The 23,482-nt window shown below is 74.6% G+C and carries 24 protein-coding genes and 1 riboswitch; of the genes, 17 read left to right on the top strand and 7 right to left on the bottom strand.

Annotated elements, in window-relative coordinates; all coding sequences use genetic code 11:
- Positions 1-65 precede the first annotated feature (65 nt).
- Positions 66-686, top strand: coding sequence for a TetR/AcrR family transcriptional regulator (locus ACIBST_RS41165; RefSeq protein ID WP_397178930.1), 621 nt, complete (start codon positions 66-68; stop codon positions 684-686).
- A gap of 16 nt (positions 687-702) precedes the next feature.
- Here the strand turns inward: ACIBST_RS41165 and ACIBST_RS41160 are convergent, their stop codons facing one another.
- The gene (locus tag ACIBST_RS41160) at positions 703-1,677 is read right to left on the bottom strand and encodes a hypothetical protein (RefSeq protein ID WP_397178929.1); all 975 of its coding nucleotides are present in this window, start codon (positions 1,675-1,677) and stop codon (positions 703-705) included.
- 100 nt (positions 1,678-1,777) lie between these two features.
- Positions 1,778-2,725 carry an alpha/beta hydrolase gene (locus ACIBST_RS41155; protein WP_397178928.1) on the bottom strand — a complete coding sequence of 316 codons (948 nt, stop codon included), beginning with the start codon at positions 2,723-2,725 and terminating at the stop codon, positions 1,778-1,780.
- A 208-nt stretch (positions 2,726-2,933) separates the two neighbouring features.
- Positions 2,934-3,139: riboswitch (cobalamin riboswitch) on the top strand.
- Between the two features lie 128 nt (positions 3,140-3,267).
- Here ACIBST_RS41155 and ACIBST_RS41150 point away from each other — a divergent pair.
- Together ACIBST_RS41150 and ACIBST_RS41145 are read left to right on the top strand one after the other, a co-directional pair.
- On the top strand, positions 3,268-5,679 hold the full coding sequence (locus tag ACIBST_RS41150; RefSeq protein WP_397178927.1) for a ribonucleoside-diphosphate reductase subunit alpha: 2,412 nt from the start codon (positions 3,268-3,270) through the stop codon (positions 5,677-5,679).
- A 17-nt stretch (positions 5,680-5,696) separates the two neighbouring features.
- Positions 5,697-6,692: a ribonucleotide-diphosphate reductase subunit beta gene (locus tag ACIBST_RS41145; protein WP_397178926.1), complete on the top strand. Its 996-nt coding sequence runs from the start codon at positions 5,697-5,699 to the stop codon at positions 6,690-6,692.
- A gap of 57 nt (positions 6,693-6,749) precedes the next feature.
- On the opposite strand, the gene ACIBST_RS41140 is transcribed toward ACIBST_RS41145, so the two are convergent.
- On the bottom strand, positions 6,750-7,046 hold the full coding sequence (locus tag ACIBST_RS41140; protein ID WP_397178925.1) for a DUF4287 domain-containing protein: 297 nt from the start codon (positions 7,044-7,046) through the stop codon (positions 6,750-6,752).
- A gap of 105 nt (positions 7,047-7,151) precedes the next feature.
- On the opposite strand from ACIBST_RS41140, the gene ACIBST_RS41135 reads away from it, so the two are divergent.
- From ACIBST_RS41135 to ACIBST_RS41125, 3 genes are all read left to right on the top strand, one after another.
- Positions 7,152-7,997, top strand: a complete 846-nt coding sequence (locus tag ACIBST_RS41135; RefSeq protein ID WP_397178924.1) for an acyl-CoA thioester hydrolase/BAAT C-terminal domain-containing protein — start codon at positions 7,152-7,154, stop codon at positions 7,995-7,997.
- A gap of 81 nt (positions 7,998-8,078) precedes the next feature.
- Positions 8,079-8,585, top strand: coding sequence for a GNAT family N-acetyltransferase (locus tag ACIBST_RS41130; protein ID WP_364418580.1), 507 nt, complete (start codon positions 8,079-8,081; stop codon positions 8,583-8,585).
- Positions 8,586-8,717: 132 nt separating this feature from the next.
- Positions 8,718-9,434 carry an alpha/beta hydrolase gene (locus ACIBST_RS41125; protein WP_397178923.1) on the top strand — a complete coding sequence of 239 codons (717 nt, stop codon included), beginning with the start codon at positions 8,718-8,720 and terminating at the stop codon, positions 9,432-9,434.
- A gap of 23 nt (positions 9,435-9,457) precedes the next feature.
- Here the strand turns inward: ACIBST_RS41125 and ACIBST_RS41120 are convergent, their stop codons facing one another.
- The 3 genes from ACIBST_RS41120 to ACIBST_RS41110 are packed head-to-tail and all read right to left on the bottom strand — an operon-like array spanning position 9,458 to position 11,782.
- Positions 9,458-10,099, bottom strand: a complete 642-nt coding sequence (locus tag ACIBST_RS41120; protein WP_397178922.1) for an NAD(P)-dependent oxidoreductase — start codon at positions 10,097-10,099, stop codon at positions 9,458-9,460.
- Positions 10,096-10,950, bottom strand: coding sequence for an SGNH/GDSL hydrolase family protein (locus tag ACIBST_RS41115; protein WP_397178921.1), 855 nt, complete (start codon positions 10,948-10,950; stop codon positions 10,096-10,098). Before ACIBST_RS41115 ends, ACIBST_RS41120 begins: the two co-directional genes overlap by 4 nt.
- Positions 10,951-11,005: 55 nt before the next feature.
- A complete protein-coding gene (locus ACIBST_RS41110; protein WP_397178920.1) occupies positions 11,006-11,782 on the bottom strand; it encodes an SDR family NAD(P)-dependent oxidoreductase in 777 nt (258 codons plus the stop codon).
- Positions 11,783-11,849: 67 nt separating this feature from the next.
- On the opposite strand from ACIBST_RS41110, the gene ACIBST_RS41105 reads away from it, so the two are divergent.
- Together ACIBST_RS41105 and ACIBST_RS41100 are read left to right on the top strand one after the other, a co-directional pair.
- Positions 11,850-12,317: a MarR family winged helix-turn-helix transcriptional regulator gene (locus tag ACIBST_RS41105; protein WP_397178919.1), complete on the top strand. Its 468-nt coding sequence runs from the start codon at positions 11,850-11,852 to the stop codon at positions 12,315-12,317.
- 122 nt (positions 12,318-12,439) lie between these two features.
- Positions 12,440-13,195: a sigma 54 modulation/S30EA ribosomal C-terminal domain-containing protein gene (locus ACIBST_RS41100; protein WP_364393565.1), complete on the top strand. Its 756-nt coding sequence runs from the start codon at positions 12,440-12,442 to the stop codon at positions 13,193-13,195.
- A 52-nt stretch (positions 13,196-13,247) separates the two neighbouring features.
- Here ACIBST_RS41100 and ACIBST_RS41095 read toward each other — a convergent pair whose 3' ends face one another.
- Positions 13,248-13,673, bottom strand: coding sequence for a pyridoxamine 5'-phosphate oxidase family protein (locus tag ACIBST_RS41095; protein ID WP_397178918.1), 426 nt, complete (start codon positions 13,671-13,673; stop codon positions 13,248-13,250).
- 211 nt (positions 13,674-13,884) lie between these two features.
- Here ACIBST_RS41095 and ACIBST_RS41090 point away from each other — a divergent pair, with 211 nt between their 5' ends.
- The 9 genes from ACIBST_RS41090 (at position 13,885) to ACIBST_RS41050 (ending at position 23,405) form a co-directional block, all read left to right on the top strand.
- Complete coding sequence (locus ACIBST_RS41090; protein ID WP_397178917.1) at positions 13,885-15,051, top strand: globin domain-containing protein; 1,167 nt, start codon at positions 13,885-13,887, stop codon at positions 15,049-15,051.
- A 72-nt stretch (positions 15,052-15,123) separates the two neighbouring features.
- Positions 15,124-15,615: a hypothetical protein gene (locus ACIBST_RS41085; RefSeq protein WP_397178916.1), complete on the top strand. Its 492-nt coding sequence runs from the start codon at positions 15,124-15,126 to the stop codon at positions 15,613-15,615.
- Positions 15,616-15,630: 15 nt separating this feature from the next.
- A complete protein-coding gene (locus ACIBST_RS41080) occupies positions 15,631-16,188 on the top strand; it encodes a hemerythrin domain-containing protein (protein WP_397178915.1) in 558 nt (185 codons plus the stop codon).
- Positions 16,181-17,614, top strand: a complete 1,434-nt coding sequence (locus ACIBST_RS41075; protein ID WP_397178914.1) for a nitronate monooxygenase — start codon at positions 16,181-16,183, stop codon at positions 17,612-17,614. The genes ACIBST_RS41080 and ACIBST_RS41075 overlap by 8 nt, the downstream gene beginning before the upstream one ends.
- On the top strand, positions 17,611-18,801 hold the full coding sequence (locus ACIBST_RS41070) for a TIGR04053 family radical SAM/SPASM domain-containing protein (RefSeq protein WP_397178913.1): 1,191 nt from the start codon (positions 17,611-17,613) through the stop codon (positions 18,799-18,801). Before ACIBST_RS41075 ends, ACIBST_RS41070 begins: the two co-directional genes overlap by 4 nt.
- Positions 18,794-19,165 carry a hypothetical protein gene (locus ACIBST_RS41065; protein WP_364418554.1) on the top strand — a complete coding sequence of 124 codons (372 nt, stop codon included), beginning with the start codon at positions 18,794-18,796 and terminating at the stop codon, positions 19,163-19,165. The genes ACIBST_RS41070 and ACIBST_RS41065 overlap by 8 nt, the downstream gene beginning before the upstream one ends.
- A complete protein-coding gene (locus ACIBST_RS41060) occupies positions 19,162-19,599 on the top strand; it encodes a hypothetical protein (protein WP_352328625.1) in 438 nt (145 codons plus the stop codon). Before ACIBST_RS41065 ends, ACIBST_RS41060 begins: the two co-directional genes overlap by 4 nt.
- Positions 19,600-19,709: 110 nt before the next feature.
- The gene (locus ACIBST_RS41055) at positions 19,710-20,699 is read left to right on the top strand and encodes an Acg family FMN-binding oxidoreductase (protein ID WP_397178912.1); all 990 of its coding nucleotides are present in this window, start codon (positions 19,710-19,712) and stop codon (positions 20,697-20,699) included.
- Between the two features lie 72 nt (positions 20,700-20,771).
- The gene (locus tag ACIBST_RS41050; protein ID WP_397178911.1) at positions 20,772-23,405 is read left to right on the top strand and encodes a multicopper oxidase domain-containing protein; all 2,634 of its coding nucleotides are present in this window, start codon (positions 20,772-20,774) and stop codon (positions 23,403-23,405) included.
- Positions 23,406-23,482 lie beyond the last annotated feature (77 nt).

Here is a 23,482-nt window from a genome sequence, read left to right as displayed (position 1 = left end):
AGGTGACCGTAGCAACTAAGCGGGCACGTTGTCCACTTATCTCGGAGTGGGTTAGAGTCGCCGCCATGGAGTCCCGTACCGAGTTGCTGACCGGACGTCCCGTGGCGGAGGCGGGCCGCCCGCGCGAGCGCGCCGACGCCGCCCGCAACCGCGCCAAGGTGCTCGCCGCGGCGGCCGAGCTGTTCGCCACCCGCGACCCGCGCGGCGTGACCATGGACGACATCGCCAAGGCCGCGGGCGTCGGGCGGGGCACGCTCTACCGCCGCTACCCCGACACCGTCTCGATCGCGCAGGCCCTGCTCGACGAGCACGAGCGCGAGCTGCAGGAACGCCTGCTGCGCGGCGACCCGCCGCTCGGCCCCGGCGCGCCCCCCGCCGACCGGCTCGCCGCCTTCTACGCCGCGATGACCGGCCTGCTGGACGAGCACATCTCGCTGGTCCTGGGCGCCGAGCAGGGCGCGCTGCGCTACGCCACCGGCGCCTACGGATTCTGGCGGGCGCACGTGCGGGTGCTGCTGACCGAGGCGGGCGTCCCGGAGACCGAGGCGCTGGCCGACATCCTGCTCGCCCCGCTGGGCCCCGACGTCTACGCCGAGCAGCGCAGGCGCGGGCTCACCCCCGGGCAGATCACCGCCGCCCTGACCCGGCTGGCGCACGGCGTCGTCGCCCGGGACGCCGGGCGCTGACCGCACCGGCGGCGGCTCACCCCCAGGCCGCCGCCTTGTCGTACGGGTCGACGTTCCTGAAGGCCATCCCGACGATCTCCTCGACGTCGTCGTCGCCGTAGGCGCCGGGCAGGGCCAGGCCGAGGCGTTCGAACAGCGCCCGGACCTCCTCGACCGTGGGCGAGAACGACAGCGTCACGTCCTCGGCGCCCCTGAGGTTCAGCGGGCGGGCCTGGCGGAGGCTGGCGTGCAGCTCGGTGGCCCAGCAGTCGAGGGCCAGGGCGTTCCCGGTGATGACGGTGGCGGGGAAGCCGGGCCCCCGCTGCGTGATGAACATGTGGCGGGAGGACAGCTCGTAGCGGAACGTCGAGGCGATCGAGGAGAACCCGATCTCGATGTCCAGGAGCTCGTAACGCTGGTGATGCCAGCAGGCCGACAGCACGGTCGCGTAGAGCTCCCTGCGGGTGCCGTCGGCGGTCCAGGTCAGCTCCGGGCTGTCGTCGTCCAGCGCCAGGCTGCGGTGCAGGCGGACGAACCGCTCGCACAGCACGAGGTCGTCGGGGTCCAGGATCTCCAGCCGGACCAGCAGCGCCCGCCGTCCCTGCCGGGCCTTGGCCAGGCATTCGGGCAGCGTCACCGCCCGCACGTACGCGCCGGTCGAGCCCTTGAAGATCCACCGGTCGGTGTCCCCGCGCGCCTGCGCCAGCATCCGGTTGAACTCCTCGCCGCGCACCAGCCGGACCGCCGACTGCTCCTGGAGCAGGGACGGCAGCAGGTCGAGCTTGCGATCGGCGGCGAGCACGGCCCGCTCCACGGCGTTCTCCGCCGACTGCGCCCGCATCCGGCTGCGCAGCATGACGAACGCGAGCACCGCCAGCGTGGCCACGGTGGCGTTGCTGACGGCCTCCGCGGTGGCGATGCCCGCGACGTCGAGGACGCTCACGACGACCGCCACCGCCAGGGCGATGAGGATGTCGACGTTGACGCCGACCCAGGCGAGGATGCGCTTCACTGACCGTCCCATCGCGAGGGGCCACGGGGTGACACTTCGAATCATGAAGCAGAACCCGGCGGCACGCGAGGGGCGGCCCGTCCCCGCTCCGGTCGCGGGGTTACGCGGCGAGGGCGTCGCGGAGGAAGCGCAGGATTTCGGCCCGCGCGTCCTCGGCCTGGGGGGCCAGCGCCGGCATGCTGAGGAAGGCGTGCCCGGCCTCGGGGTACTCGGCCAGGCGGACCTGGGTGCCGGCGGCCCGCAGCGCCTCGGCGTAGCGGCGGCCGTGGTCGGCGATCGGGTCGTGGGTCGGCACCGCCACGAGCGCCGGGGCCAGGCCGCCCAGGTCGGCGGCGTGCAGCGGGGAGAGCGCGCGGGCGTCCGTCCCCGTGGGCACGGCGAGCCGGTGGAACAGCCGCAGCACCGGCACGCTGAGCGTCGGGGTGTCGGCGTACCGGGCGATCGAGGGGTGGTCGAACATCGTCCCGGTCACGTCCACGGCCGGGTTGACCAGCACCTGCGCCTTCAGGGGCAGGCCGGCGTCGCGTGCCCTGATCGCCGCCAGGGCGCAGATCAGGCCGCCGCAGCTCTCGCCGAACAGGACGGTCCGCGCCGGGTCGACACCCCATTGCGCGGCGTGCTCCAGCACGTGGCGGAGCACGTCCCAGCCGTCGTCGGCGGCGTCGGCCAGCGGCGTGCGCCGGTCGAGGAGGCGGTGGTCCACCGAGGCGACGACGGCGGGCAGGCGGGCGGCGAGGTGGCTGTTGACCCAGTCGCTCTGCGGCGCCGTGCCGACGAAGCCGCCGCCGTGCACGTGCAGCACGAGCGGCAGGACGTCCCCCGGCTCTGCCGCGGCGCGCGGCCGGTGGACCCGGACGCGGATGTCGCGGCCGGGCAGCGCCACCGTCCGCCAGTCGATGGTGGCGCCGGGGTCCGGCCGGCCGGTGATCGCCTGGGCCTCGGCGGAGGCGCGCAGCCGGTTCTCCGCCTCGGCGTAGGCGGCCAGCTCGGCGGGGGTGACGGTGTCCCAGTCCGGCGTGACCGGACGGCCGGTGGAGGTCTGGCTCATGGTCGTCTCCTCAGCTTTTCGCTACTTGAAGTATCGATACCTAAGGTAGCGAAAATCGGGCGCGGCCGGTCTGTGGCGTCGATCACACGCCCCGCCCGCGCGGCACGCGGAGAGGCGGCCCGGCCGGCCTCGCGGCGGGCGGACGGATCGGAGCGCGGGTTCTTCGCAACACGAGATGTTGGGTGTGACTTTTTGATCCACCCTATATATGGTGTTCCCCGCAGCCGGTTCGGTCGCCCCGCCAGGGCGGCCGAGGCAAGAGGGAACCCGGTGGGAATCCGGGACTGCCCCGCAGCGGTGAGTGGGAACGAACGCCGTCACACGCACTGGGCCGACGGCCCGGGAAGCGACGGCCAGTAGGCAGCGACAGCATGCCCACGAGTCCGAAGACCTGCCGGCGCGCCGCGCGCGATCATGCGCGCGCGGCTGCTCCGAGACCGCGTGGGACGGTGGACGGCGCTGGCGAGAGGGCTGTGGCGCCTCGCCGTCCGCCTCCTGCGCGCGTTCTCGGCAGCTGACCGAGTTCACGAGGGGAGAGCGCAGTGACGGTCACAGGGGACCCGATGACGGACCTGGCCGAGCCGGCGCGGGCGGACGCCGACAGGTCCGCGCCGCGGCGCGTGCAGATGCAGGTGCGCAAGCGCAACGGCACCGCGGAGCCGGTCGACGTCAACAAGATCGTACGTGCGGTGGAGCACTGGGCGACCGATCTGACGGACATCGACCCGATGCGGGTGGCCACCAAGACGATCAGCGGCCTCTACGACGGGGCCACCACCGCCGAGCTGGACCGGCTGTCCATCCAGACGGCCGCCGAGATGATCGGCGAGGAGCCGCAGTACTCGCGCCTGGCCGCGCGGCTGCTGTCGGGCTACATCGACAAGGAGGTCCGCGGGCAGGGCGTGGCCTCCTTCAGCCAGGCGATCCGGCTGGGCCACGCCGAGGGGCTCATCGGCGACGAGACCGCCGAGTTCGTCAACGCCAACGCCCGCAAGCTGGACGACGCCATCGACGTCACCGCCGACCTGCGGTTCGAGTACTTCGGGCTGCGCACGGTCTACGACCGTTACCTGCTGCGCCACCCGTCCACCCGGCTGGTGGTGGAGACGCCGCAGTACTGGCTGCTGCGCGTGGCCTGCGGGCTGTCCGAGACGCCCGCCGAGGCCGTCGGCTTCTACCGGCTCATGTCGTCGCTGGCCTATCTGCCCAGCTCGCCGACGCTGTTCAACTCCGGCACCCGGCACACCCAGATGTCCTCCTGCTACCTGGTCGACTCGCCGCGTGACGAGATCGGCTCCATCTACGACCGTTACGCCCAGGTGGCGCAGCTGTCGAAGTTCGCCGGCGGGATCGGCATCTCCTGGTCGCGGGTGCGCTCACGGGGCGCGCTGATCCGCGGCACCAACGGGCACTCCAACGGCATCGTCCCGTGGCTGCGCACGCTCGACGCGTCCGTGGCCGCCGTCAACCAGGGCGGCCGCCGCAAGGGCGCCGCCTGCGTCTACCTGGAGCCCTGGCACCCGGACGTCGAGGAGTTCCTGGAGCTGCGCGACAACACCGGCGAGGACGCCCGGCGCACCCACAACCTCAACCTGGCCAACTGGATCCCCGACGAGTTCATGCGCCGGGTCGAGGCCGACGGCACCTGGTCGCTGTTCGACCCCGACGAGGTCCCGGAGCTGCCCGACCTGTGGGGCGAGGCGTTCGAGGAGGCCTACCGCGCCGCCGAGCGCGACGGCCGGTACGTCCGGCAGATCAAGGCCCGCGACCTGTACGCCAAGATGATGCGCACCCTGGCCCAGACCGGCAACGGCTGGATGACCTTCAAGGACGCCGCCAACCGCCTGTGCAACCAGGCGGCCGAGCCCGGCAACGTCGTGCACCTGTCCAACCTGTGCACCGAGATCGTCGAGGTGTCCAGCGACGCCGAGACCGCGGTCTGCAACCTCGGGTCGGTCAACCTCGCCGCCCACCTGACCGGCGGCGACATCGACTGGGAGCGGCTGCGCGCCACCGTCCGCACCGCGGTCACCTTCCTCGACCGGGTGATCGACATCAACTACTACCCGAGCGAGCAGGCCGCGGCCAGCAACCCGCGCTGGCGTCCGGTCGGCCTCGGCGTGATGGGCCTGCAGGACGTCTTCTTCGCCCTGCGCCTGCCGTTCGACTCGGCCGAGGCCAAGGAGCTGTCCACCCGGATCGCCGAGGAGATCTACCTGTCGGCGCTGGAGACCTCCGCGGGCCTGGCCGAGCGCTTCGGCGCCCACCCCGCCTACGACCAGACGTGGGCGGCCCGCGGCCGGCTCCAGCACGACCTGTGGGGCCGGAACGGCACCCAGTCCGCGCGCTGGGACGCGGTGCGCGAGCGCATCGCCGCCCACGGCCTGCGCAACTCGCTGCTGATCGCGATCGCGCCGACCGCCACCATCGCCTCGATCGTCGGCTGCTACGAGTGCATCGAGCCGCAGGTGTCCAACCTGTTCAAGCGCGAGACGCTGAGCGGGGAGTTCCTGCAGATCAACAACGCGCTGGTGGCCGAGCTGAAGTCGCGCGGCCTGTGGAACGACCGCGTCCGGGCGGCCATCAAGCAGGCCGAGGGCTCGGTGCAGGGCATCGCCGAGCTGCCGGAGGACGTGCGCCGGCTGTTCCGCACCGCCTGGGAGCTGCCGCAGCGCGCCCTGATCGACATGGCCGCCGCGCGTTCGCCGTTCATCGACCAGAGCCAGTCGCTCAACCTGTTCATGAGCGCGCCGACGATCGACAAGCTCTCCTCGATGTACCTGTACGCCTGGAAGTCCGGCCTGAAGACCACCTACTACCTGCGCTCGCGACCGGCCACCCGCATCCAGCAGGCCACCGTGCCCCTCGCGCCCCCCGCGCCCCTCGCGAACAAGTCCGAGGAGGCCCTGGTGTGCTCCCTGGAGAACCCCGAGTCGTGCGAGGCCTGCCAGTGACCCCCGAGGAGAATCCGATGTTGCTCGACCCGGGCATGAGCCTGACCCTGCGGCCCATGCGCTACCCCCTGTTCTTCGACCGCTACCGCGACGCGATCAAGAACACCTGGACGGTCGAGGAGGTGGACCTGCACTCCGACCTGAAGGACCTGCCCAAGCTGTCGGCGGCCGAGCGCCACCTGGTCAGCCGCCTGGTCGCCTTCTTCGCCACCGGCGACACGATCGTGGCCAACAACCTGGTGCTCAACCTCTACCAGCACGTCAACGCCCCCGAGGCGCGCCTGTACCTGAGCAGGCAGCTGTTCGAGGAGGCGGTGCACGTCCAGTTCTACCTGAACCTGCTGGACACCTACGTGCCGGACGAGGAGGAGCGGTTCGCGGCGTTCGCGGCGGTGGAGAACATCCCCTCCATCAGGCGCAAGGCCGAGTTCTGCTTCCGCTGGATCGACTCCATCGGCAGCCTCCAGCGACTGGAGACCCGCGAGGACCGGCGGGCGTTCCTGCTCAACCTGATCTGCTTCGCCGCCTGCATCGAGGGCCTGTTCTTCTACGGCGCGTTCGCCTATGTCTACTTCCTGCGCTCGCGCGGCCTGCTGAACGGCCTGGCCTCGGGCACCAACTGGGTCTTCCGCGACGAGTCCATGCACATGGCCTTCGCCTTCGACGTGGTGGACGTCGTCCGGCAGGAGGAGCCGGGCCTCTTCGACGAGGAGATGGCCGGCCAGGTCAGGGAGATGCTGGCCGAGGCGGTCGACTGCGAGGCGCAGTTCGCCGAGGACCTGCTCGGGCAGGGCGTGCCGGGCATGTCGACCGCGGACATGCGCTCCTACCTGGAGCACGTGGCCGACCGGCGGCTGGCCCAGCTCGACATCGAGCCGCTGTACGGGTCGAAGAACCCGTTCGCGTTCATGGAGCTGCAGGACGTGCAGGAGTTGTCGAACTTCTTCGAGCGGCGGGTGTCGGCGTACCAGGTGGGGGTGACCGGCTCGGTCAGCTTCGACGCCGACTTCTGACCCCTACAGATCTACAACGTAAAGCCGCCCGGCGGGAGATGAATCCCCGCCGGGCGGTCAGGCGGGGCCGGGACGGTTGTCCTTGCCGTCCAGCCAGAGGACGTCGGACTCGTCGCGGTGGGAACCGGTGGTGCCGACGTGCCTGGCGTCGATCTGCGGCCCCTTCTTGATCACGTGGACGAGGGCCATGGCGTGGCCGCGTCCGAGCTCGTAGTCCTGCTTGAGCCAGTCGATGATCGTCCCGGCCTTGGTGGACGGGGCGTCGAAGCCGCGTTCCTTGGCCAGGGCGATGAACTCGCGGGGGGTCAGTCCGGTCTTGGCTTCGATGTTGTCCAGGTAAGCCTGGAAGGACATGGTGTGCTCCGCTCGTCATGGGGTGTTCCGGCCATGATGCACCATTTCGGTGAGCGCGCGGTCTCAGTAGAATGCCGTTCCGCCCAAGGCCGAGGGGTGACGGTGATGGACGAGCGCGAACTGAGCTCCCCGTGGGAAGGCGTCCTGGTCACGCCGGGCCCGGCCGTCCGCACGGGCGTGCTCGTGCTGGCGGGGTCGAGCGGGCGGATCGAACGGGACAGGGCCCGCCTGCTGGCCGCGGAGGGGGTGACCGCGCTGTCGATCCGCTGGTTCGGCGGTCCGGGGCAGCCGCCCGGCATCTGCGAGATCCCGCTGGAGACGTTCGTGTCGGCCGTCGATCTGCTGGAGTCCACCGGCGTCCGGCGGGTCTGCGTGCTGGGCATGTCGAAGGGGGCCGAGGCCGCGCTGCTGACCGCCGTCCGGGACCCTCGGATCGGCGGGGTGGTGGCGCTGTCGCCGACCTCGGTCGTGTGGGGCAACGTCGGGCCGGGGCCGGACGGGGAGAGGCGTCCCTACCGGTCGTCCTGGACGTGGCGGGGGCGGCCGCTGCCGTTCGTCCCGTACGACGACGACTGGGCCGAGGCCGAGCCCGAGCACGGCCCGCTGGCCCTGCGCGAGCTGTACGAGCTCAGCGAGCGCACGTTCGCCGGCCTGGTGCCGGCCGCGGAGATCCCGATCGAGGCGGCGGCGGCCGACGTGCTGCTGGTGGCGGGCGGGGACGACGCCATGTGGCCGTCCCTGCCGTTCGCCGGGCGGCTGGCCGCCCGGCGTCGCGCCGCCGGGCTCCCGGTGCGGGTGGTCAGCCGGGCCGAGGCCGGTCACCGTCCGCGCCTGCCGGGGGAGGGGCCCGCCCCCGAGTCTCCTGACTTCCTCTACGGGGGCGACCCGGTCGCCGACGCCGGGCTCGGAGCCGACGCCTGGCCGCACATCCTCGACCTGCTGCGCGGCTGACGCCCGCGGGCCCAAGCGGTGATCGTCTTCTGCTAGTTTTTACCTTCCGGCCGGATGTTGCATCCGGCCGAGAGTGCTTGTATGAGCATTTCTCCGGTAAGCGTGCGGCCCGTCGAGGCCGCGGACCATCCCACCGTCGAACGCCTCTGGCTCATGTTCCGCCACGACATGGCGGACTTCCAGGGCGGGCTGCCCGACCCCGACGGCACCTACCACGGCGACCGCCTGCGCACCGCCCTCGACGGCGAGGACTGGACGGCCTACCTGTTCACCAGCGGCGACCGGCCGGTCGGGTTCGCGTTCGTGCGTGCGGCGGCCGGACCGGTCCGGGTGCTGAACAGCTTCTTCGTCGTGCGCGGGGCGCGCCGGTCCGGGATCGGGCTGCGGGTCGTCCGGGAGGTGATCTCCCGGCATCCCGGGCCGTGGCGGATCGCCTTCCAGGACGCCAACACGGCGGGCGTGGCGTTCTGGCGGCGCGTCGCGACCGAGTTCGCCGGTGCGGCGTGGACGGAGGAGCGCCGGCCCGTCCCGAACCGCCCGGACGTCCCGCCGGACGTGTGGATCTCCTTCACCGCGGCGGAGAACTGATGGTGTGGTACGTTTTGCCACGCATCGAACTGAGGAGGTGAGACCGATCAACGTCGTGACAGGTCGGGGCTCCCTCATGCGCATCGCCTAGGGAGCGCCCGCACAAGGCATCCCGAAAGGCTCAAGACGCGCATGCGTTTTCTCACCCGGACGTCGGCCGACGGCGTCATCGAACGATCCTTCGCCCTCGGCGACATCCCCGGCGTCCTGTGGACCCCGCAGGACGCCGAACCCCGCGGCCTGGTCCTGATCGGGCACGGCGGCGGGCAGCACAAGCAGGCCCCGGGCGTCGTGGGACGCGCGCACCGGCTGGCGGCCGAACGCGGCCTCGCGGCGGCGGCCATCGACGCCCCGGCCCACGGCGACCGGCCTCCGGGCGCCGAGCACGAGCGACTCATCGCCGCGCTGCGGGAGCGGATGGCCGGCGCGGGCGACCCCACCCCGCTGCTGGCCGAGCTGCACGCGCTGCTGGCGGCCCGGACCGTGCCGGAGTGGCGGTCGGTCCTGGACGCGCTCGGCGACCAGGGGCCGGTCGGTTACTGGGGCGTGTCGCTGGGCTGTGCCCTGGGGATCCCGCTGGTGGCCGCCGAGCCGCGGATCGGCGCGGCGGTCCTGGGGCTGAGCGGCACCTCGCTCGCCTCGGCCCAGGCCGCCGCCGGGGTCACCGTCCCGGTGCGGTTCCTGGTGCAGTGGGACGATGAACGGGTGCCGCGGGCCGAGGCCCTGGCCCTGTTCGACGCCCTGGGCTCGGCCGACAAGACCCTGCACGCCAATCCCGGCAGGCACGCCGACGTGCCGGACTTCGAGATCGACAGCGCCCTGCGCTTCCTCGCCACCCGGCTGGGCTGAGACCGCCGCCGGCCGGAAGCGGGTCAGGAGCCGCCGGCGATCTCGACGACGGCGTGCCGGTTGTGCTCGCCGGCGAGGTGGCCGAGCAGGTAGTGGGCCAGGTCGGCGCGGGAGATCGAGCCGGCCTTGGCCAGGGGCGCGTTCTCGGCGGTGCGGTAGCGGCCGGTCAGGGGGCCGTCGGTGAGCATCGGCGGGCGCACGATCGTCCAGTCGATGTCGTGAGCGGCGGTGACGGCGGCCTCCATGCGTCTCATGTCGGCGTAGCCGTGCCGGTAGAGGCGCTGGATCACGTAACGGGTGACCAGGCGGCGGCCCAGCGGCGTGCCCGGCGGGATGTCCAGGCCCGCCGAGGACAGGCACAGCAGGCGGCGCACCCCGCTGTCGCGCATGGCGGCGATGACGTTGGCGGTGCCCTGGGAGTAGACGGTGGTGGGGTGGCCGCGGTCGGTGCTGCCCAGGCACGACAGCACGGCCTCGTTCCCGGCGACGGCGTCCCGCCAGGGGCCGGGGGTGAGCACGTCGCCGCCGATCACGCGCACCCGCTCGCCCGCCGGGACGCGGCCGGGGTCGCGGGCCAGGACGGTGACGTCGTGCCCGGCGGCGACCGCCTGCTCGACCACCTGGCGCCCGGTGCCGCCGGTCGCGCCGAGGACCATCAGCTTCATGCCGCACCGGCCAGGGCCCGTACGACGGCCTCGGCGATCTCGCGCTGGCCCTCGATGCTCAGGTGCACGCCGTCGTCGAGGAAGTGGTGGTCCTCGCGGACGGCGAGCCTGGTGTCCACGACCGGCTCCGGACGGCTCAGCAGGTGGTCGGCGATGGCGTCGACGTCCTTGCCGGCCCAGGTGATGCCGGCGCGCCGGAAGTGCGGGTAGGCGGCGGCGCGCGGCTCGTCGAAGGGGCTGGGGGTGAGCCAGACCCAGCGGACGGGCCCCCGCTGCCGGGCCAGGTCGTGCAGCATGGCCAGGTTGCGCTCGGTCTCGGCGGCGCTGACCAGGGTCGGCGCGCCGGGGGCCAGGTGCTGGGTGTCGTTGGCGCCGATCATGCACAGCACCAGGTCGGGCCGCTGGAAGCCGAGGGCGGGGAGCTGGGCGAGCGCCTGGGTGGTGGTGCTTCCGCTGATCGCCAGGTTGGTGAAGCGGACGGCGTCGCCGGGACGGCGCAGCGCGACGAGCCGGCGCAGGATCTCGAACCAGGACAGGCGGTCGGCGGTGGTGCTCTCCCCGACGGCGACGACATGGAAGGCGTCGCGGGCGTCGCCGGGGTCGCGGGCGTCTTCGGGGTGCAGGGGCAGCCGGTCGACGGCGTCGGCGAGGCCGGGGCGGGCCAGCAGCGTCTCGGCGGCCTGCCGGGTCTGGCGGTCGAAGGCGTCCAGCAGCGCGCGGTAGGCGCCGGCGTCGAGGCCGAACAGGGCGGCGAGGCGGGCCTCGTCGGCGCCGATCAAGTACGGCAGGGCGCCGGGCCGCTGGAACCGGACGAGCCGCTCGGTCATCGGATCGGTCATCGGGTCGGTCATGACATGGCCTCCGTCTGGACGGTGGATGCGGGGGACGGGCGGAGCGCGGCGTTCATCACGAGACCCGTCCGCCGGTGAGGTCGAGGGTCGCCCCGGTCACCCAGGAGGCGGCGGGCGAGGCGAGGTAGAGGACGGCCTGGGCGACGTCGGCGGGTCGGCCGACGCGCCCGAGCGGGAACGCCGCGGCGAGCTGGGCGAGCCGCTCGGCGGGCAGCGCGGCGAGCTTGTCGTTGAGCACGGCCGAGGGCGCCAGGCAGTTGACCCGCACGCCGTCGCCGCCCACCTCGGCGGCCAGGTGCCGGGCGAACATGACGACACCGGCCTTGGCGGCGGCGTAGGCGGCGTTGGCGCCTCCGGGCTGCCGGCCCGCGGTGGACGACATCAGGACGATCGACCCGTCGCGCCTCGCCAGCATGCCCGGCAGGAACTCGTGGACGGTGAGGAACACCGAGGTCAGGTCGGACTCCAGCACGGCGCGCCAGCGGCCGGGGTCGAGCCCCGCGGTCGGCGCGGGCGCGCCCTGCCCGCCGGCGAACGGGGCCAGGATGTCCACCGGCCCGAGCGCGGCCTCCACCGCGGCGCGGATGCGGGCCAGGACGCCGGCGTCGGTCACGTCGCCGGGCGCGGCCAGCGCCCGGCCGCCCTCGGCGGTGATCGAGGCGACGACGCGGTCCACCGCCTCGGTGTCGCGGCCGGTGACCGCGACCTTGACGCCGTTGGCGGCCAGCGCGTGGCAGGTCGCCGCGCCGATGCCGCGGGAGCCGCCGGTGACGAGGGCGACCTTGCCCTCCAGTCCTGGATGTCTGGGCCAGTCAGGCCGGTCGGTGGTCATCGCATTGCTTCTCTCTGGAGAAAGGTTCACCCTTGTGAATGGTTCTGTGCGGAGTACAGTATGCGCTGTGTCCGCGTCCCGCAACCGCCCGATGGGCGTCGCCTTCCTGCTCGCGCAGCTCGGCGCGCACGCCGCCGGCCGGTTCGCCGCGCGGGTCGCCGAGCTCGGCCTGTCGCCGTCCGACGTCGGGCTGCTGCGGATGATCGCCCTCCAGCCGGGCCGCAGCCAGCAGTCGCTCGCCGCCGACCTCGGCGTCGTGCCCAGCCGGGTCACCGCGCTGCTCGACCCGCTCGACCGGGCCGGCCTGGTCGAGCGGCGCCGCTCGGCCGGTGACCGCCGCAACCACGAGCTGCACCTGACCGAGCAGGGCGCGAAGGTGATGGAGGACGTCAGGAAGGCCGCGATGGCGCACGAGGCCGACCTGACCTCGTGCCTCAGCCCCGACCAGCGCGGCCAGTTGCTCGCCCTGCTGGAGCTGGTCGCCGCCGACCAGGGCCTGACGCCGGGCGTGCATCCCGGCTACCGCCGCTCCTGAGTCCGCCCGCCGCCCGGCGGGCCGTAGGTCCCCGCGCGGCGGGACCTACGGCTCTGGCAGCCGCATCCGCCCAGGCCAGAGGCTTGGATCATCACCACCGGATGCGAAGAAGGTGTTCACGAATGAGGCACAGGCCCATCGCCCTTGACGCCGACGACGTGCAGGTCAGGATCCGCGGCGGCGGCGTGCGCGCGGCCGACGTGCGGCGTGCCCGCCACACCGTGGCCGACCTGACCCGGCTCGCCCACGAGCCGGTGCTCGGCGCGACGGTCAAGCTCGCCGCCACACCGCAGGTCGCGGGGGAGCGGCGGACGGCCGAGGCCGTGGTGGACGTCCAGGGCCGGCTCATCAGGGCCCGGGCCGGCGCCGGCTCCACCCGCGCCGCCATCCACCTGCTCGGCGACCGGCTGCGGGCGCGGCTGCTGGAGAGCACCCGCGACTGGGAGAACCGGCGCGGCCGCCACCCCCGGCCGTCCCACCCCGCCCCGCCCGCCGGGGAACGCCGGATCGTCCGGACGTACACGGCCGCCCGCGCCGTGCCCGACGAGGCGGCCGTGGACATGGACGACCTCGACTACGACTTCCTGCTGTTCACCGAGGCCGCGACCGGCCAGGACAGCGTGATCTACCGCACCGGCGACGGCTACCGCCTCGCCCAGCTCGACCCGCGTCCCGACCTGCCGGCGCCGACCTGCGCGGCGATCTCGGTCAGCCCGCTGCCCGCCCCCCGCCTCACCGCCGCGCAGGCCCTCGACCGGCTGGAGCTGACCGGTTTCCCGTTCGTCTTCTTCGCCGACTCCGCGACCGGAGCGGGCTGCCTGCTCTACCGCCGCGACGACGGGGACTACGGCCTGGTGACCACCGCGCACGAGGACTGAGAACCGGCGCCGCCCCCTGGACCGGGGGCGGCGCCGGCCGTTCAGGAACCCGTCACACGACGGCCGCGCGGGCGGGGGCGATGCGCCGGCCGGAGATCTGCTCGGCCTCGACCACGATGTAGTGGTCCCGCTCGCCCGGCGCCCACGTCGTCAGCGGCAGCCCGGCCAGGCGGGCCAGCTCGGCGGCGTCGGTCACCTCGCGCGCGTGCCCCACCGCCGTGACCGACCAGCCGGTACGCCGCCCGGCGTCGAAGTCGTCGGCCTCGAAGGCCACCACGGCCCGCCGGGTGGCCGCCGCCAGCTTCGACCCGGTCGCGGTGCGGATCACGATGGACCGCCCGTCGAGACAGAAGTTGACCGGCTGGACGGCGGGCAGGGCACGATCGGTGAACACGATCCGCCCGATGGGCATCGAGGACAGCAGCAGGAAGCACTCCTCCTCGGAGAGCACCTGCAGTCCGGACGAGTCGAGCTGCATGCTCTCCAGGATCCCGCACCCGCCGCCGCCCGCGGCAGGGACGAAAGTCCCATCTTCCCCGCCGACCGGCCCGCGGGCGGCCGGATGTCCCGTCCGGGACCTTCGGCCCTTCAAGTGCGGACGTTCGCCCCGGTCAGCGGCCGGGCCGCGCTCCCTAGCCTGAGAACCGGCCCGCGGTCGCGGGTCTCACCCCTGGGACTGTGGAGGTCACATGTTGTCCGCGGAATCCGCCGCCGTCGTCCGCGCCACGCTGCCCGTCGTGGGCGCCTCGCTCGACGCGATCACCGAGCGGTTCTACGCGACGATGTTCGCCGACCGGCCCGAGCTGCTGGACGGCCTGTTCAACCGCGGCAACCAGGCCAGCGGCGAGCAGCGCAAGGCGCTGGCGGCCTCCGTCGCGGCCTTCGCCACCACCCTCCTGGACCACCCCGACCAGCGGCCCGACCACCTGCTCGCGCGGATCGCGCACAAGCACACCGCGGTCGGCGTCACCGACGACCAGTACGTGATCGTCCACAAGTACCTGTTCGGCGCGATCGCCGAGGTGCTCGGCGAGGCCGTCACCCCGCAGGTCGCCGCCGCCTGGGACGAGGTCTACTGGCTGATGGCCGGCGCCCTGATCGCCATGGAGGCCCGCCTCTACGCCGAGGCCGGCGCCGTCGAGGGCCGCACGTGGCGGCGCTGGCGGGTGGCCGGCCGCCGCGAGGAGACGCCCGACGTCGCCTCCTTCCTGCTCACCCCGCTCGGCGAGGAGCCCCCGCCGCCCGCCCGCCCCGGCCAGTACGTCAGCGTCCAGGCCGAGATGCCCGACGGCGTGCGCCAGCTCCGCCAGTACACGCTGTCCAACGCCGGCGACGGCCTGCGCCGGATCACCGTCAAGCGCGTGGACGGCGACCCCGCCGGCGAGGTGTCCACCCTGCTGCACGCCACCGTGCGCCAGGGCGACGAGCTCACCCTGTCGGCGCCCTTCGGCGACGTCACCCTGGACGACTCCGAGGCGCCGCTGGTGCTGGTGAGCGCCGGCATCGGCGGCACCCCCATGGTGGCCATGCTCGACCACCTCGCCGCCACCGGCTCCCGCCGCCGCGTCCTGACCCTGCACGCCGACCGCTCGCCCGACCGGCACGCGCTGCGCGAGGACATGACCCGCCTGGCCCCCGACCACGTCTTCTGGTACGAGCGCGGCGCCCAGGCCCCAGACCGCGACGGCCTGATGGACCTCGGCGGCGTGCCGATCCCGAAGGGCGCGGTCGCCTACCTGTGCGGGCCGCTGCCGTTCATGCGCGAGGCGCGCGCCGCGCTGCTCAAGGCCGGCGTGGCGGCCCGCGACGTGCACTACGAGGTCTTCGGGCCCGACCTGTGGCTCGCCGCCGGCTGACCGCCCGCCCCGGCGGCCCCCCGCCGGACCACCCGCCGGTCCACCGGCGATCCACGTGACCAGGAGGATGAGATGAGCGTTGTCCGAGGCGCGGCGAGGGCGCTTCTGGGCGCCGCCGGCGCCGCGATGACGGCCGCCGGTCCCGTCATGGCCGCCCGAGGCGTCCAGGCGCGCGGCGAGATCCGCGACGAGCTGCGCCGGCAGGCCATCAGCTTCCCCGCCAAGGGGCTGCCCGCCGGGCTCGCCGCCCACCAGGGCCGCGCCGTCCTGACCGGCCCGCAGGCCAGGGCCTACGCCCAGGTGATCGGCCGCAACGTGCTGACCGCCACCGGCGGCCGGACGTACGCGCAGGTCAGCGCCGAGCTGTTCGCGGCGGGCGGCGCGGACGCCGGGCTGGAGAGCCTGCGGCAGACCGCCTTCACCGGCCAGATGCTGCGCGCCTCCCTGCTCAACGCCTACCAGGCCTGGCAGCTCGGCAACCTGGCCATCGGCCTGGGCGGGCTGCTGACGCTCACCGGCGCCGCCCTGCTGACCTGCGGCGCCACCCTCGCCGCCGACGAGTGACGGGGGACGGGAACCATGCGACCGGCGACGTCCGGAACGACCCAGCTGGAGGACTGTGTGCTGTCCATCGGCCATCACTTCACCGAGACCTTCCACGCCGAGCACCGCGAGGTCAGGGACCTGCTGCTGGCGCTGATCGACGCCTTCGGCGCCGGCGACGCGGCGCGGGCCGGGAAGCTGGTGGCGGCCCTGTCGGCGGCCGTCGGGCCGCACTTCCGCTACGAGGAGGAGGCCATGTACCCGGGGCTGACGTCCGTCCTCGGCGCGCACTACGTGGACAAGCTGCTCAGCGACCACGACGACACGATCCGCAACATCCGCGAGCTGGCCGAGCTGGCCGACCTGGCCGCGATCGACGGCCTGGGCGAGATCGACGAGAACCAGGCCGCCTGGGGCATCGCCCTGGCACGGGAGATCCTGCCGCACGTCAGCGACTGCGACGGCCTGTCGCTCATGGTCGAGACGCTGCCCGAGGACGACGTCGTGCACATCCTGGCCACCCGCGAGGTGGCCAGGGAGATCAACGCCGACGTGCTCACCTGGGCCGGCACGCTGCGGGCGCGGCGTGTCTGAGGCCGGGCTCCCCGTCCTGATCCAGGGCGGCATGGGCGTCGCGGTGTCCGGATGGCGGCTGGCGCGCGCGGTCGCCCGTACCGGGCAGCTCGGCGTGGTGTCGGGCACCGCCCTGGACGTCGCCCTGGCCCGCCGCCTCCAGCGCGGCGACCCCGGCGGCGACCTGCGCCGGGCGCTGGCCTGCTTCCCGATCCCCGAGATCGCCGACCGGGTGCTCGGACGCTGGTTCGTGCCCGGCGGGATCGCGCCCGGCACGCCGTACCGGCCGGTGCCCCGGCTCGGGCTGCGGCCCAGCCGGGCCCGCGACGAGCTGACCGTGGTCGCCAACTTCGCCGAGGTCTTCCTGGCCAAGCAGGGCCACGACGGGCCGGTCGGCGTCAACTACCTGGAGAAGATCCAGCTCGCCACGCCCGCCGCCGCCTACGGCGCGATGCTGGCCGGCGTGGACTACGTGCTGATGGGCGCCGGCATCCCGGCGGAGATCCCGGCGCTGCTCGATGCCTTCTCCGCGCACCGCCCGGCCGAGCTCACCGTCGCCGTGGCCGAGGCCGGCGACGCCCGCCACACGGTCGGCCTCGACCCGGCCGCCCTGTGGCCCGCGCACCGGCCCGCCCCGGCCGAGCCGCTGCGGCGTCCCAAGCTGCTGGCGATCGTCTCCTCGCACGTGCTGGCCGCCTACCTGGCCCGCTCGCCGGTGACCAGGCCCGACGGGTTCGTCCTGGAGACGCCGGTGGCCGGCGGGCACAGCGCGCCGCCGCGCGGCCGGCTGGTGCTCGACGAGCGCGGCGAACCCGTCTACGGGCCGCGCGACGAGGCCGACACCGCCAAGGTCGCCGCGATCGGCCTGCCGTTCTGGCTGGCCGGCGGCTACGCCACCCCCGGCGGCGCGGCCGGCGCGCGGGCCACCGGAGCCGCCGGCATCCAGGTCGGGACGGCGTTCGCGCTGTGCCGGGAGTCGGGCCTGGACGACGGCCTGCGGCGGCGCATGCTGAGCCGGGCCCGCCGGGGCGCGCTGGAGGTGCGCAACGACCCGCGCGCCTCGCCCACCGGCTTCCCGTTCAAGGTCGCGAGCCTGCCCGGCACCCTGTCGGAGCCCGGGGTGTTCGACCGGCGTCCCCGGCTGTGCGACCTGGGCTACCTGCGCACCCCGTACGTCAGGCCCGGCGGCGCGATCGGCTACCGCTGCCCCGCCGAACCCGTGGACGCCTACGTCCGCAAGGGCCGGCCCGCCGAGGAGGCCGAGGGCCGCCAGTGCCTGTGCAACGGGCTGACCGCCGCCATCGGCCTGGGCCAGCACCGCGCCGACGGCTACCACGAGCCCGCCCTGCTCACCCTGGGCCAGGACCTCGGCTTCCTGGACGGCCTGCCCGACGACCACTCGGCCGCCGACGTCGTGGACCACCTCCTGCGAGGAGCACCCGCATGACCGCACCACCCGGCGGACGGCCGCTGCGCCGCGTCCGGCGCGACGTCGCCGCGAGCCCGTTCATCGTGATCTGGGAGGCCACCCGCGCCTGCCCGCTGGCCTGCCTGCACTGCCGCGCCGAAGCCGTGCCCGACCGGCACCCGGAGGAGCTGACCACCGAGGAGGCGTGCCGGCTCATCGGCCAGGTGGCGGACTTCGGCACGCCCCCGCCGCTGTTCGTGATCACCGGCGGCGACCCGTTCGAGCGGCCCGACCTGCTCGACCTGGTCCGCCACGCCCGCGCCCGCGGCCTGGCCCCGGCCGTGTCCCCGTCGGCCACCCCCGCCCTCGGCCCGGCGAACCTCGCCCGGCTGCGCGAGGCCGGGGCCGCCGCCGTCTCGCTCAGCCTCGACGGCGCGACCGCGCCCGTCCACGACGCCTTCCGCGGCTACGACGGCGTGTTCGCCCGCACCCTGCGCGCCTGGCGGGCGGCCCGCGCGGCCGGGCTCAAGGTGCAGATCAACACCACCGTGACCCGCCACAACCTGGCGAGCCTGCCGGACATCGCCGCCCTGGTCCGCCAGGAGGGCGCGCTGCTGTGGAGCGTGTTCTTCCTCGTGCCCACCGGCCGGGGCCGCGACCTGGCCGCCCTGACCCCGCACGAGACCGAGGACGTGCTGCACTTCCTGCACGACGTCGGCACCGCGATCCCGGTCAAGACCACCGAGGCCCACCACTTCCGGCGGGTCGCCGTGCAGCGGCTCGTCCTGGCCGGGCAGGGCGTGGACCACGCCGGGGCGCTGCGGCTCGGCCCGCTCTACCGCACCCTGCGGCGACGCGCCGAGCAGGCCGGGCTGATCGAGGAGCGGCGCGGCCGCCGCCCGCCCGTCGACGTCAACGCCGGACGCGGGTTCGTCTTCGTCTCCCACACCGGGACCGTGCACCCCTCGGGCTTCCTCCCGCTGGACGCCGGGAACGTGCGCGACCGGCCCCTGACCGGGATCTACCGCTCCTCGCCGCTGTTCACCGCGCTGCGCGACCCCGATCGGCTGACCGGCCGGTGCGGCGCGTGCGAGTTCCGCACGATCTGCGGCGGCTCCCGGTCACGCGCCTACGCTTGCTCGGGAGACGTCCTCGGCGAGGAGCCGTGGTGCGCCTACGAGCCCGGCAGCTTCCCCTACCAGAAGGAACTGGCCGCCCATGTATGAGCGAAGAAGGCCCGGCGGGCTGGCCGCGCCCTACGACACGATGCTGGCCGCCTACGCCGCCGCGCTGGCCGGCTCGCCGCTGGCCGCCTCCAGCAAGGCCAGCTACCTGCGCCGCGTCGGCCGCTACCTGACCTGGGTCGCCGCCGCCGCCGACCGCGGCCTGCTGGCGGGCGAGCCGCTGGCCGACACGACCGTGGCCGTCCGCACCGCCCACGCCTACCACGGCGAGCTGGACGGCCGCTACGCCACCAGCACGATCAACAGCACCCTGGCCGCGCTGGAGGACTTCTACGCCCGCCTCCACCTCGGCGCGACCGGCATCCCGCGCCGGACGGCGCCCGGCGACCGGGCGGGCGCGCGATGACCTGGTGGTCGGTGGTGCGCTTCCTGCACGTGCTGGGGGCCGCGCTGTGGGTCGGCGGCCAGCTCGCCGTCTCCCTCGTCCTGCTGCCGCTGGCCCGCCGCCTGCTGGACGACGAGCGCCGCGCCCTGGTGCTCGGCGCCGTCGGCCGCCGCTTCGGGCTGCTCACCGCCGCCCTGTTCCTGCCCCTCCAGCTCGCCACCGGCGTGGCCATCGCCTGGCACAAGGGCGTCACCTGGGCCTCGCTCGCCGAACCCGGCTACGGCCGCGTCCTGGCCGCCAAACTCCTGCTGTTCTGCGCCGTCATGGCCGCCGCCGCCCTGCACGGCTGGGCCGCCGCCCGCGCCCGCCCCCGCCTGGCCCGGACGATGGCCGTCAGTGCCCTGGTGGGGTCGATCGGCGTCGTGCTGCTGGCCGCCGCGCTGCCCGCCACCTGATCATGGCCGATCGGAGGCGCGGAAAGGGACTTTCGTCCCTGACGGGAGCACCGCCGGCCGCGCCATCGTGGAGACATGCCCGCAGCAACCGTCGTGCCGGGAGCCCCGCGATGACCGGCGTCGCCCGCCCCTGGGACGGACCCTTCGCCTCACATGCCGGCGTGCGCCGGATCGTCGCCTCCGCCGTCGCGGCGCCCTCGGTGCACAACACCCAGCCCTGGCGCTTCCGCCGCCTCGACGACACCACCATGGAGCTGTACGCCGACCTCGACCGGCTGCTCGCCGTCACCGACCCCCTGGGGCGCGGGCTCGGCATCAGCTGCGGGGCCGCGCTGTTCAACCTGCGGCTGGCGGTCCGGATGACCGGGCACGACCCCGTCGTCCTGCCGCTGCCCGACCCGGGCGGCCGGCCCGAGCTGCTGGCGACGGTACGGGCGACTCCCGGCGGGCCGCCCACCCCCGACGAGCGGCTGCTGCACGACATGATCCCGCACCGGCGCACCAACCGCTTCCCCTTCGAGCGCCGCCCGCTGCCCAGGGACGTCCTGCTCGACCTGGTCAACGCCGCCCACGACGAGGACGCCACGCTGCTCCTCGTCAAGGGCGGGACGGCCAGGCGGGTGCTGGACATGGTCGCCCTGGCCGACGACACGCTGACCGCCGACCCCGCCTACCGGGCCGAGCTGGCCCGCTGGACCCGGCCCGAAGGCGGCTCCGACGGCGTCCCCGCCCACGCCTTCGGCCCGCGCCCGCGCTCCGGCGAACTGCCCATGCGCGGCTTCGGCGGCGGCCAGGTCGCCGACTTCGAGCCGGAGCCGCGGCTCGTCGCCCTGTTCACCCGGGGCGACGGCCCGCACGACTGGCTGCGCGCCGGGCAGGCCCTGCAACGCGTCCTGCTGACCGCCACCGCGCACGGCGTGGCGGCCTCGATGTTCAGCCAGCCGCTCGACCTGCGCCCGCCGCAGCACCGCGGCGACCGGCCCGGCCCGTTCGGGCACGTGCAGATGCTGATCAGGCTGGGGTACGGGCCGCCGGTCCCGCGCGTCCCCCGGCGCCCGGTGTACGAGGTCCTCGACCGGACAGGGGCCCGGCGTGCCTGAACGTCCCGGCCCCCGACCCGCCGGCCCCCGATCCGCCGGCCCTCGCCCGCCACAGACAGGAAGGTGCCCGGGATGCCGGTCGACATCCGTATAGAGAGCGGCCGGCCGATCGGCCTGCCGCCGCCGCCGAAGCGGGCCCGCGCGTCCTGGCACCTGCGGGCCAACGCGATCGTCGTCGCCTGGCTGGCGCTGACCGTCGTGGCCGCGACGGCGGGCGACGTGCTCCCGGCGCCGTCGTGGCTGCTGATCCACGTGTTCCTGCTGGGCGCGGTCAGCACGGCCGTGCTCATCTGGAGCGAGCACTTCACGGTGGCGCTGCTGCGCGTCCGCGGCCCGTCCGAGCGGGGGAGCCTGACCCGGCTGGCCCTGCTCAACACGGCCACGGTCGCGGTGCTCGCCGGGGTGGCGTACGGGCCGTGGCACCTGGCGGCGGCGGGCGCGGCGCTGCTGGCGGGCGTGGCGCTGTGGCACGCGGCCGTCCTGGTCCGGCTCGTCCGCGGCGCGCTGCCCGGCCGGTTCGGCCACGTCATCGGCTGGTACGTCACCGCCGCCTGCGCGCTCGCCGCCGGCGGCACCCTCGGCGGGCTGATGGCCGCCCAGACCGTCCAGGGCGCGCTGCACGAGCGCATGAGCGCCGCCCACTCCCAGGTGAACGTCTTCGGCTGGATCGGGCTCACCGTCCTCGGCACCCTGTTCACCCTGTGGCCGACGGTCCTGCGCACCCGCATGTCGGACCGTACCCGCCGGGCCTCGCGCGCGGGCCTGTGGCTGGCCGCGCCGGGACTGGCGGTGGCCGTCACCGGGCTGCTGGCGGGCTGGCGGTGGGTGGCGCTCGCGGGGCTGGCGGCGTACGCGGCGGGCGGGCTGGCGGCGCTCGTCCCCCTGGGCGACGCGCTGCGGCGCAGGAGGCCGCACACCGGCGCGGCGTGGATGCTGGGCGCGGCGATCGTCTGGTTCGAGGTGGCGCTGGCCGCCGATCTGGTGGTGGTGGCCACCAGGCCGGCCCACCAGGTCGCCGCCGCGCTGGCCCCGCTGCTGCCGCTGGTGCTGGCCGGGTTCGTGGCGCAGGTGCTGCTCGGGTCGCTGCTGCACCTGCTGCCCGCGGTGCTGGGCGGCGGTCCGGCCCGCTTCAAGGAGAACGCGGCGCTGCTGGAGCGCGGCTGGCCGGCGCGGCTGGCGGCGCTCAACGCGGGGGTGCCGCTGCTGGTCCTGCCGGTGCCGCGGCCGGTCGCGCTGCTGGGATGGGCCTTGGTGCTGGCCGCCGCGCTGGCCTTCGTCGCCCTGGCGGCCACCGCCCTGACCCGCCCCCGCCCACCCGCCGCCTCCTCGGCGGCCGGGGCAGAGACCGGGCCGGGGTGGCGGCGGGCGTTGCCTGCCGTCGCCGGGGTGGTCGCCGGGTGCCTGGTGACGGCCGCCGCGGTCGTCGTCGCCACGTCCGGCGGGTCGGGACCGGCGGCGGTGACCGCGACCGGCTCCCGCACGGTCGAGGTGACGCTGTCCGGGATGCGCATCCGCCCCGCCGTGATCGAGGCCCCCGTGGGGACCGTGCTGACGTTGCGCGTCACCAACGCCGACGCCCAGCGGCACGACCTGCGCCTGGCGACCGGCGAACGCACCCCGACGCTGGCCCCCGGCCAGAGCGCGACCCTGCGCCTGGCGCCGCTGGGCGGCCCGGTGGACGGCTGGTGCACGGTCGCCGGGCACCGCGCCGCGGGCATGACCATGCTCCTGGCCCCGACCGGCGCCTCGGCGGCGTCCCGCCCCCAGGAGGCCACCGGCCACGCCGGGCACACGTCGGCCGAAGCCGCCCCCGCCATGCACGGCCCGCTCGACCTGGCGGCGCCCATGTCGTCCGGCTGGCGACCCCACGACGCGACGCTCAGGCCCGCGCCCGGCGGCACCGAGCACCACGTCGAGATCCGCGCCGACGACCGGCTCGTCCAGGAGGTCGCGCCCGGGGTGCGCCAGCGCGTCTGGACGTTCAACGGCGCCATGCCCGGCCCGGTGCTGCGCGGCAAGGTCGGGGACGTGTTCGTCGTGACCTTCGTCAACGCCGCCACCATGGGCCACGGCATCGACTTCCACGCCGGCGCCACCGCCCCGGACGGGCCGATGCGCACGATCCAGCCGGGCGAGCGGCTGACCTACCGCTTCCGCGCCGACTACGCCGGGGCCTGGCTCTACCACTGCTCGACCATGCCGATGACCCAGCACATCGCCAACGGCATGTACGGCGCCGTCGTCATCGACCCGCCGGACCTGCCCAAGGCCGACCGCGAGTACCTGCTGGTCCAGGGCGAGCTGTATCTCGGCGAGCCGGGCGGCCCGGCGCAGGTCGCCAAGATCCGGCAGGGCGCCCCGGACGGCTGGATGTTCAACGGCACCGCCGCCGGCTACGACCACGCCCCGCTGGCGGCCACGGCGGGGGAGCGGGTCCGCATCTGGGCGGTGGCCGCCGGTCCCAGCTCGGGCACGTCGCTGCACGTGGTGGGCGCGCCGTTCGACACGGTCTACAAGGAGGGCGCCTACCGGCTGCGCACCGGGGACGCGGGCGGCGCGCAGGCGCTCGACCTGGCCCCGGCGCAGGGCGGCTTCGCCGAGCTGGTCTTCCCGGAGGCGGGCACGTACCCGATCGTGGACCACACGATGCGGCAGGCGGAGGCGGGCGCGCACGGCCTGTTCAAGGTCGGCGCCCCGCAGGACTGACCCGCCGCCGCCAGTACGCGTGAGCCCGGCAGCCGACGGTGAGCAGCCGACGGTGAGCAGCCGACGGTGAGCAGGTG

It is taken from the genome of Nonomuraea sp. NPDC049684, assembly GCF_044465345.1.
GTDB lineage: Bacteria > Actinomycetota > Actinomycetes > Streptosporangiales > Streptosporangiaceae > Nonomuraea.
Note: the sequence above shows the minus strand (reverse complement) of the source record. Positions and strands in the feature narration are given on the sequence as shown.

What these genes read in the sequence shown, in the direction of transcription:
- ACIBST_RS41165 (WP_397178930.1), top strand. Translation starts at nt 66, where the DNA reads ATGGAGTCCCGTACCGAGTTGCTGACCGGACGTCCCGTGGCGGAGGCG.
- ACIBST_RS41155 (WP_397178928.1), bottom strand. Translation starts at nt 2,725, where the DNA reads ATGAGCCAGACCTCCACCGGCCGTCCGGTCACGCCGGACTGGGACACC.
- ACIBST_RS41145 (WP_397178926.1), top strand. Translation starts at nt 5,697, where the DNA reads ATGTTGCTCGACCCGGGCATGAGCCTGACCCTGCGGCCCATGCGCTAC.
- ACIBST_RS41140 (WP_397178925.1), bottom strand. Translation starts at nt 7,046, where the DNA reads ATGTCCTTCCAGGCTTACCTGGACAACATCGAAGCCAAGACCGGACTG.
- ACIBST_RS41135 (WP_397178924.1), top strand. Translation starts at nt 7,152, where the DNA reads ATGGACGAGCGCGAACTGAGCTCCCCGTGGGAAGGCGTCCTGGTCACG.
- ACIBST_RS41130 (WP_364418580.1), top strand. Translation starts at nt 8,079, where the DNA reads ATGAGCATTTCTCCGGTAAGCGTGCGGCCCGTCGAGGCCGCGGACCAT.
- ACIBST_RS41125 (WP_397178923.1), top strand. Translation starts at nt 8,718, where the DNA reads ATGCGTTTTCTCACCCGGACGTCGGCCGACGGCGTCATCGAACGATCC.
- ACIBST_RS41120 (WP_397178922.1), bottom strand. Translation starts at nt 10,099, where the DNA reads ATGAAGCTGATGGTCCTCGGCGCGACCGGCGGCACCGGGCGCCAGGTG.
- ACIBST_RS41115 (WP_397178921.1), bottom strand. Translation starts at nt 10,950, where the DNA reads ATGACCGACCCGATGACCGATCCGATGACCGAGCGGCTCGTCCGGTTC.
- ACIBST_RS41110 (WP_397178920.1), bottom strand. Translation starts at nt 11,782, where the DNA reads ATGACCACCGACCGGCCTGACTGGCCCAGACATCCAGGACTGGAGGGC.
- ACIBST_RS41100 (WP_364393565.1), top strand. Translation starts at nt 12,440, where the DNA reads ATGAGGCACAGGCCCATCGCCCTTGACGCCGACGACGTGCAGGTCAGG.
- ACIBST_RS41095 (WP_397178918.1), bottom strand. Translation starts at nt 13,673, where the DNA reads ATGCAGCTCGACTCGTCCGGACTGCAGGTGCTCTCCGAGGAGGAGTGC.
- ACIBST_RS41090 (WP_397178917.1), top strand. Translation starts at nt 13,885, where the DNA reads ATGTTGTCCGCGGAATCCGCCGCCGTCGTCCGCGCCACGCTGCCCGTC.
- ACIBST_RS41085 (WP_397178916.1), top strand. Translation starts at nt 15,124, where the DNA reads ATGAGCGTTGTCCGAGGCGCGGCGAGGGCGCTTCTGGGCGCCGCCGGC.
- ACIBST_RS41080 (WP_397178915.1), top strand. Translation starts at nt 15,631, where the DNA reads ATGCGACCGGCGACGTCCGGAACGACCCAGCTGGAGGACTGTGTGCTG.
- ACIBST_RS41070 (WP_397178913.1), top strand. Translation starts at nt 17,611, where the DNA reads ATGACCGCACCACCCGGCGGACGGCCGCTGCGCCGCGTCCGGCGCGAC.
- ACIBST_RS41065 (WP_364418554.1), top strand. Translation starts at nt 18,794, where the DNA reads ATGTATGAGCGAAGAAGGCCCGGCGGGCTGGCCGCGCCCTACGACACG.
- ACIBST_RS41060 (WP_352328625.1), top strand. Translation starts at nt 19,162, where the DNA reads ATGACCTGGTGGTCGGTGGTGCGCTTCCTGCACGTGCTGGGGGCCGCG.
- ACIBST_RS41055 (WP_397178912.1), top strand. Translation starts at nt 19,710, where the DNA reads ATGACCGGCGTCGCCCGCCCCTGGGACGGACCCTTCGCCTCACATGCC.
- ACIBST_RS41050 (WP_397178911.1), top strand. Translation starts at nt 20,772, where the DNA reads ATGCCGGTCGACATCCGTATAGAGAGCGGCCGGCCGATCGGCCTGCCG.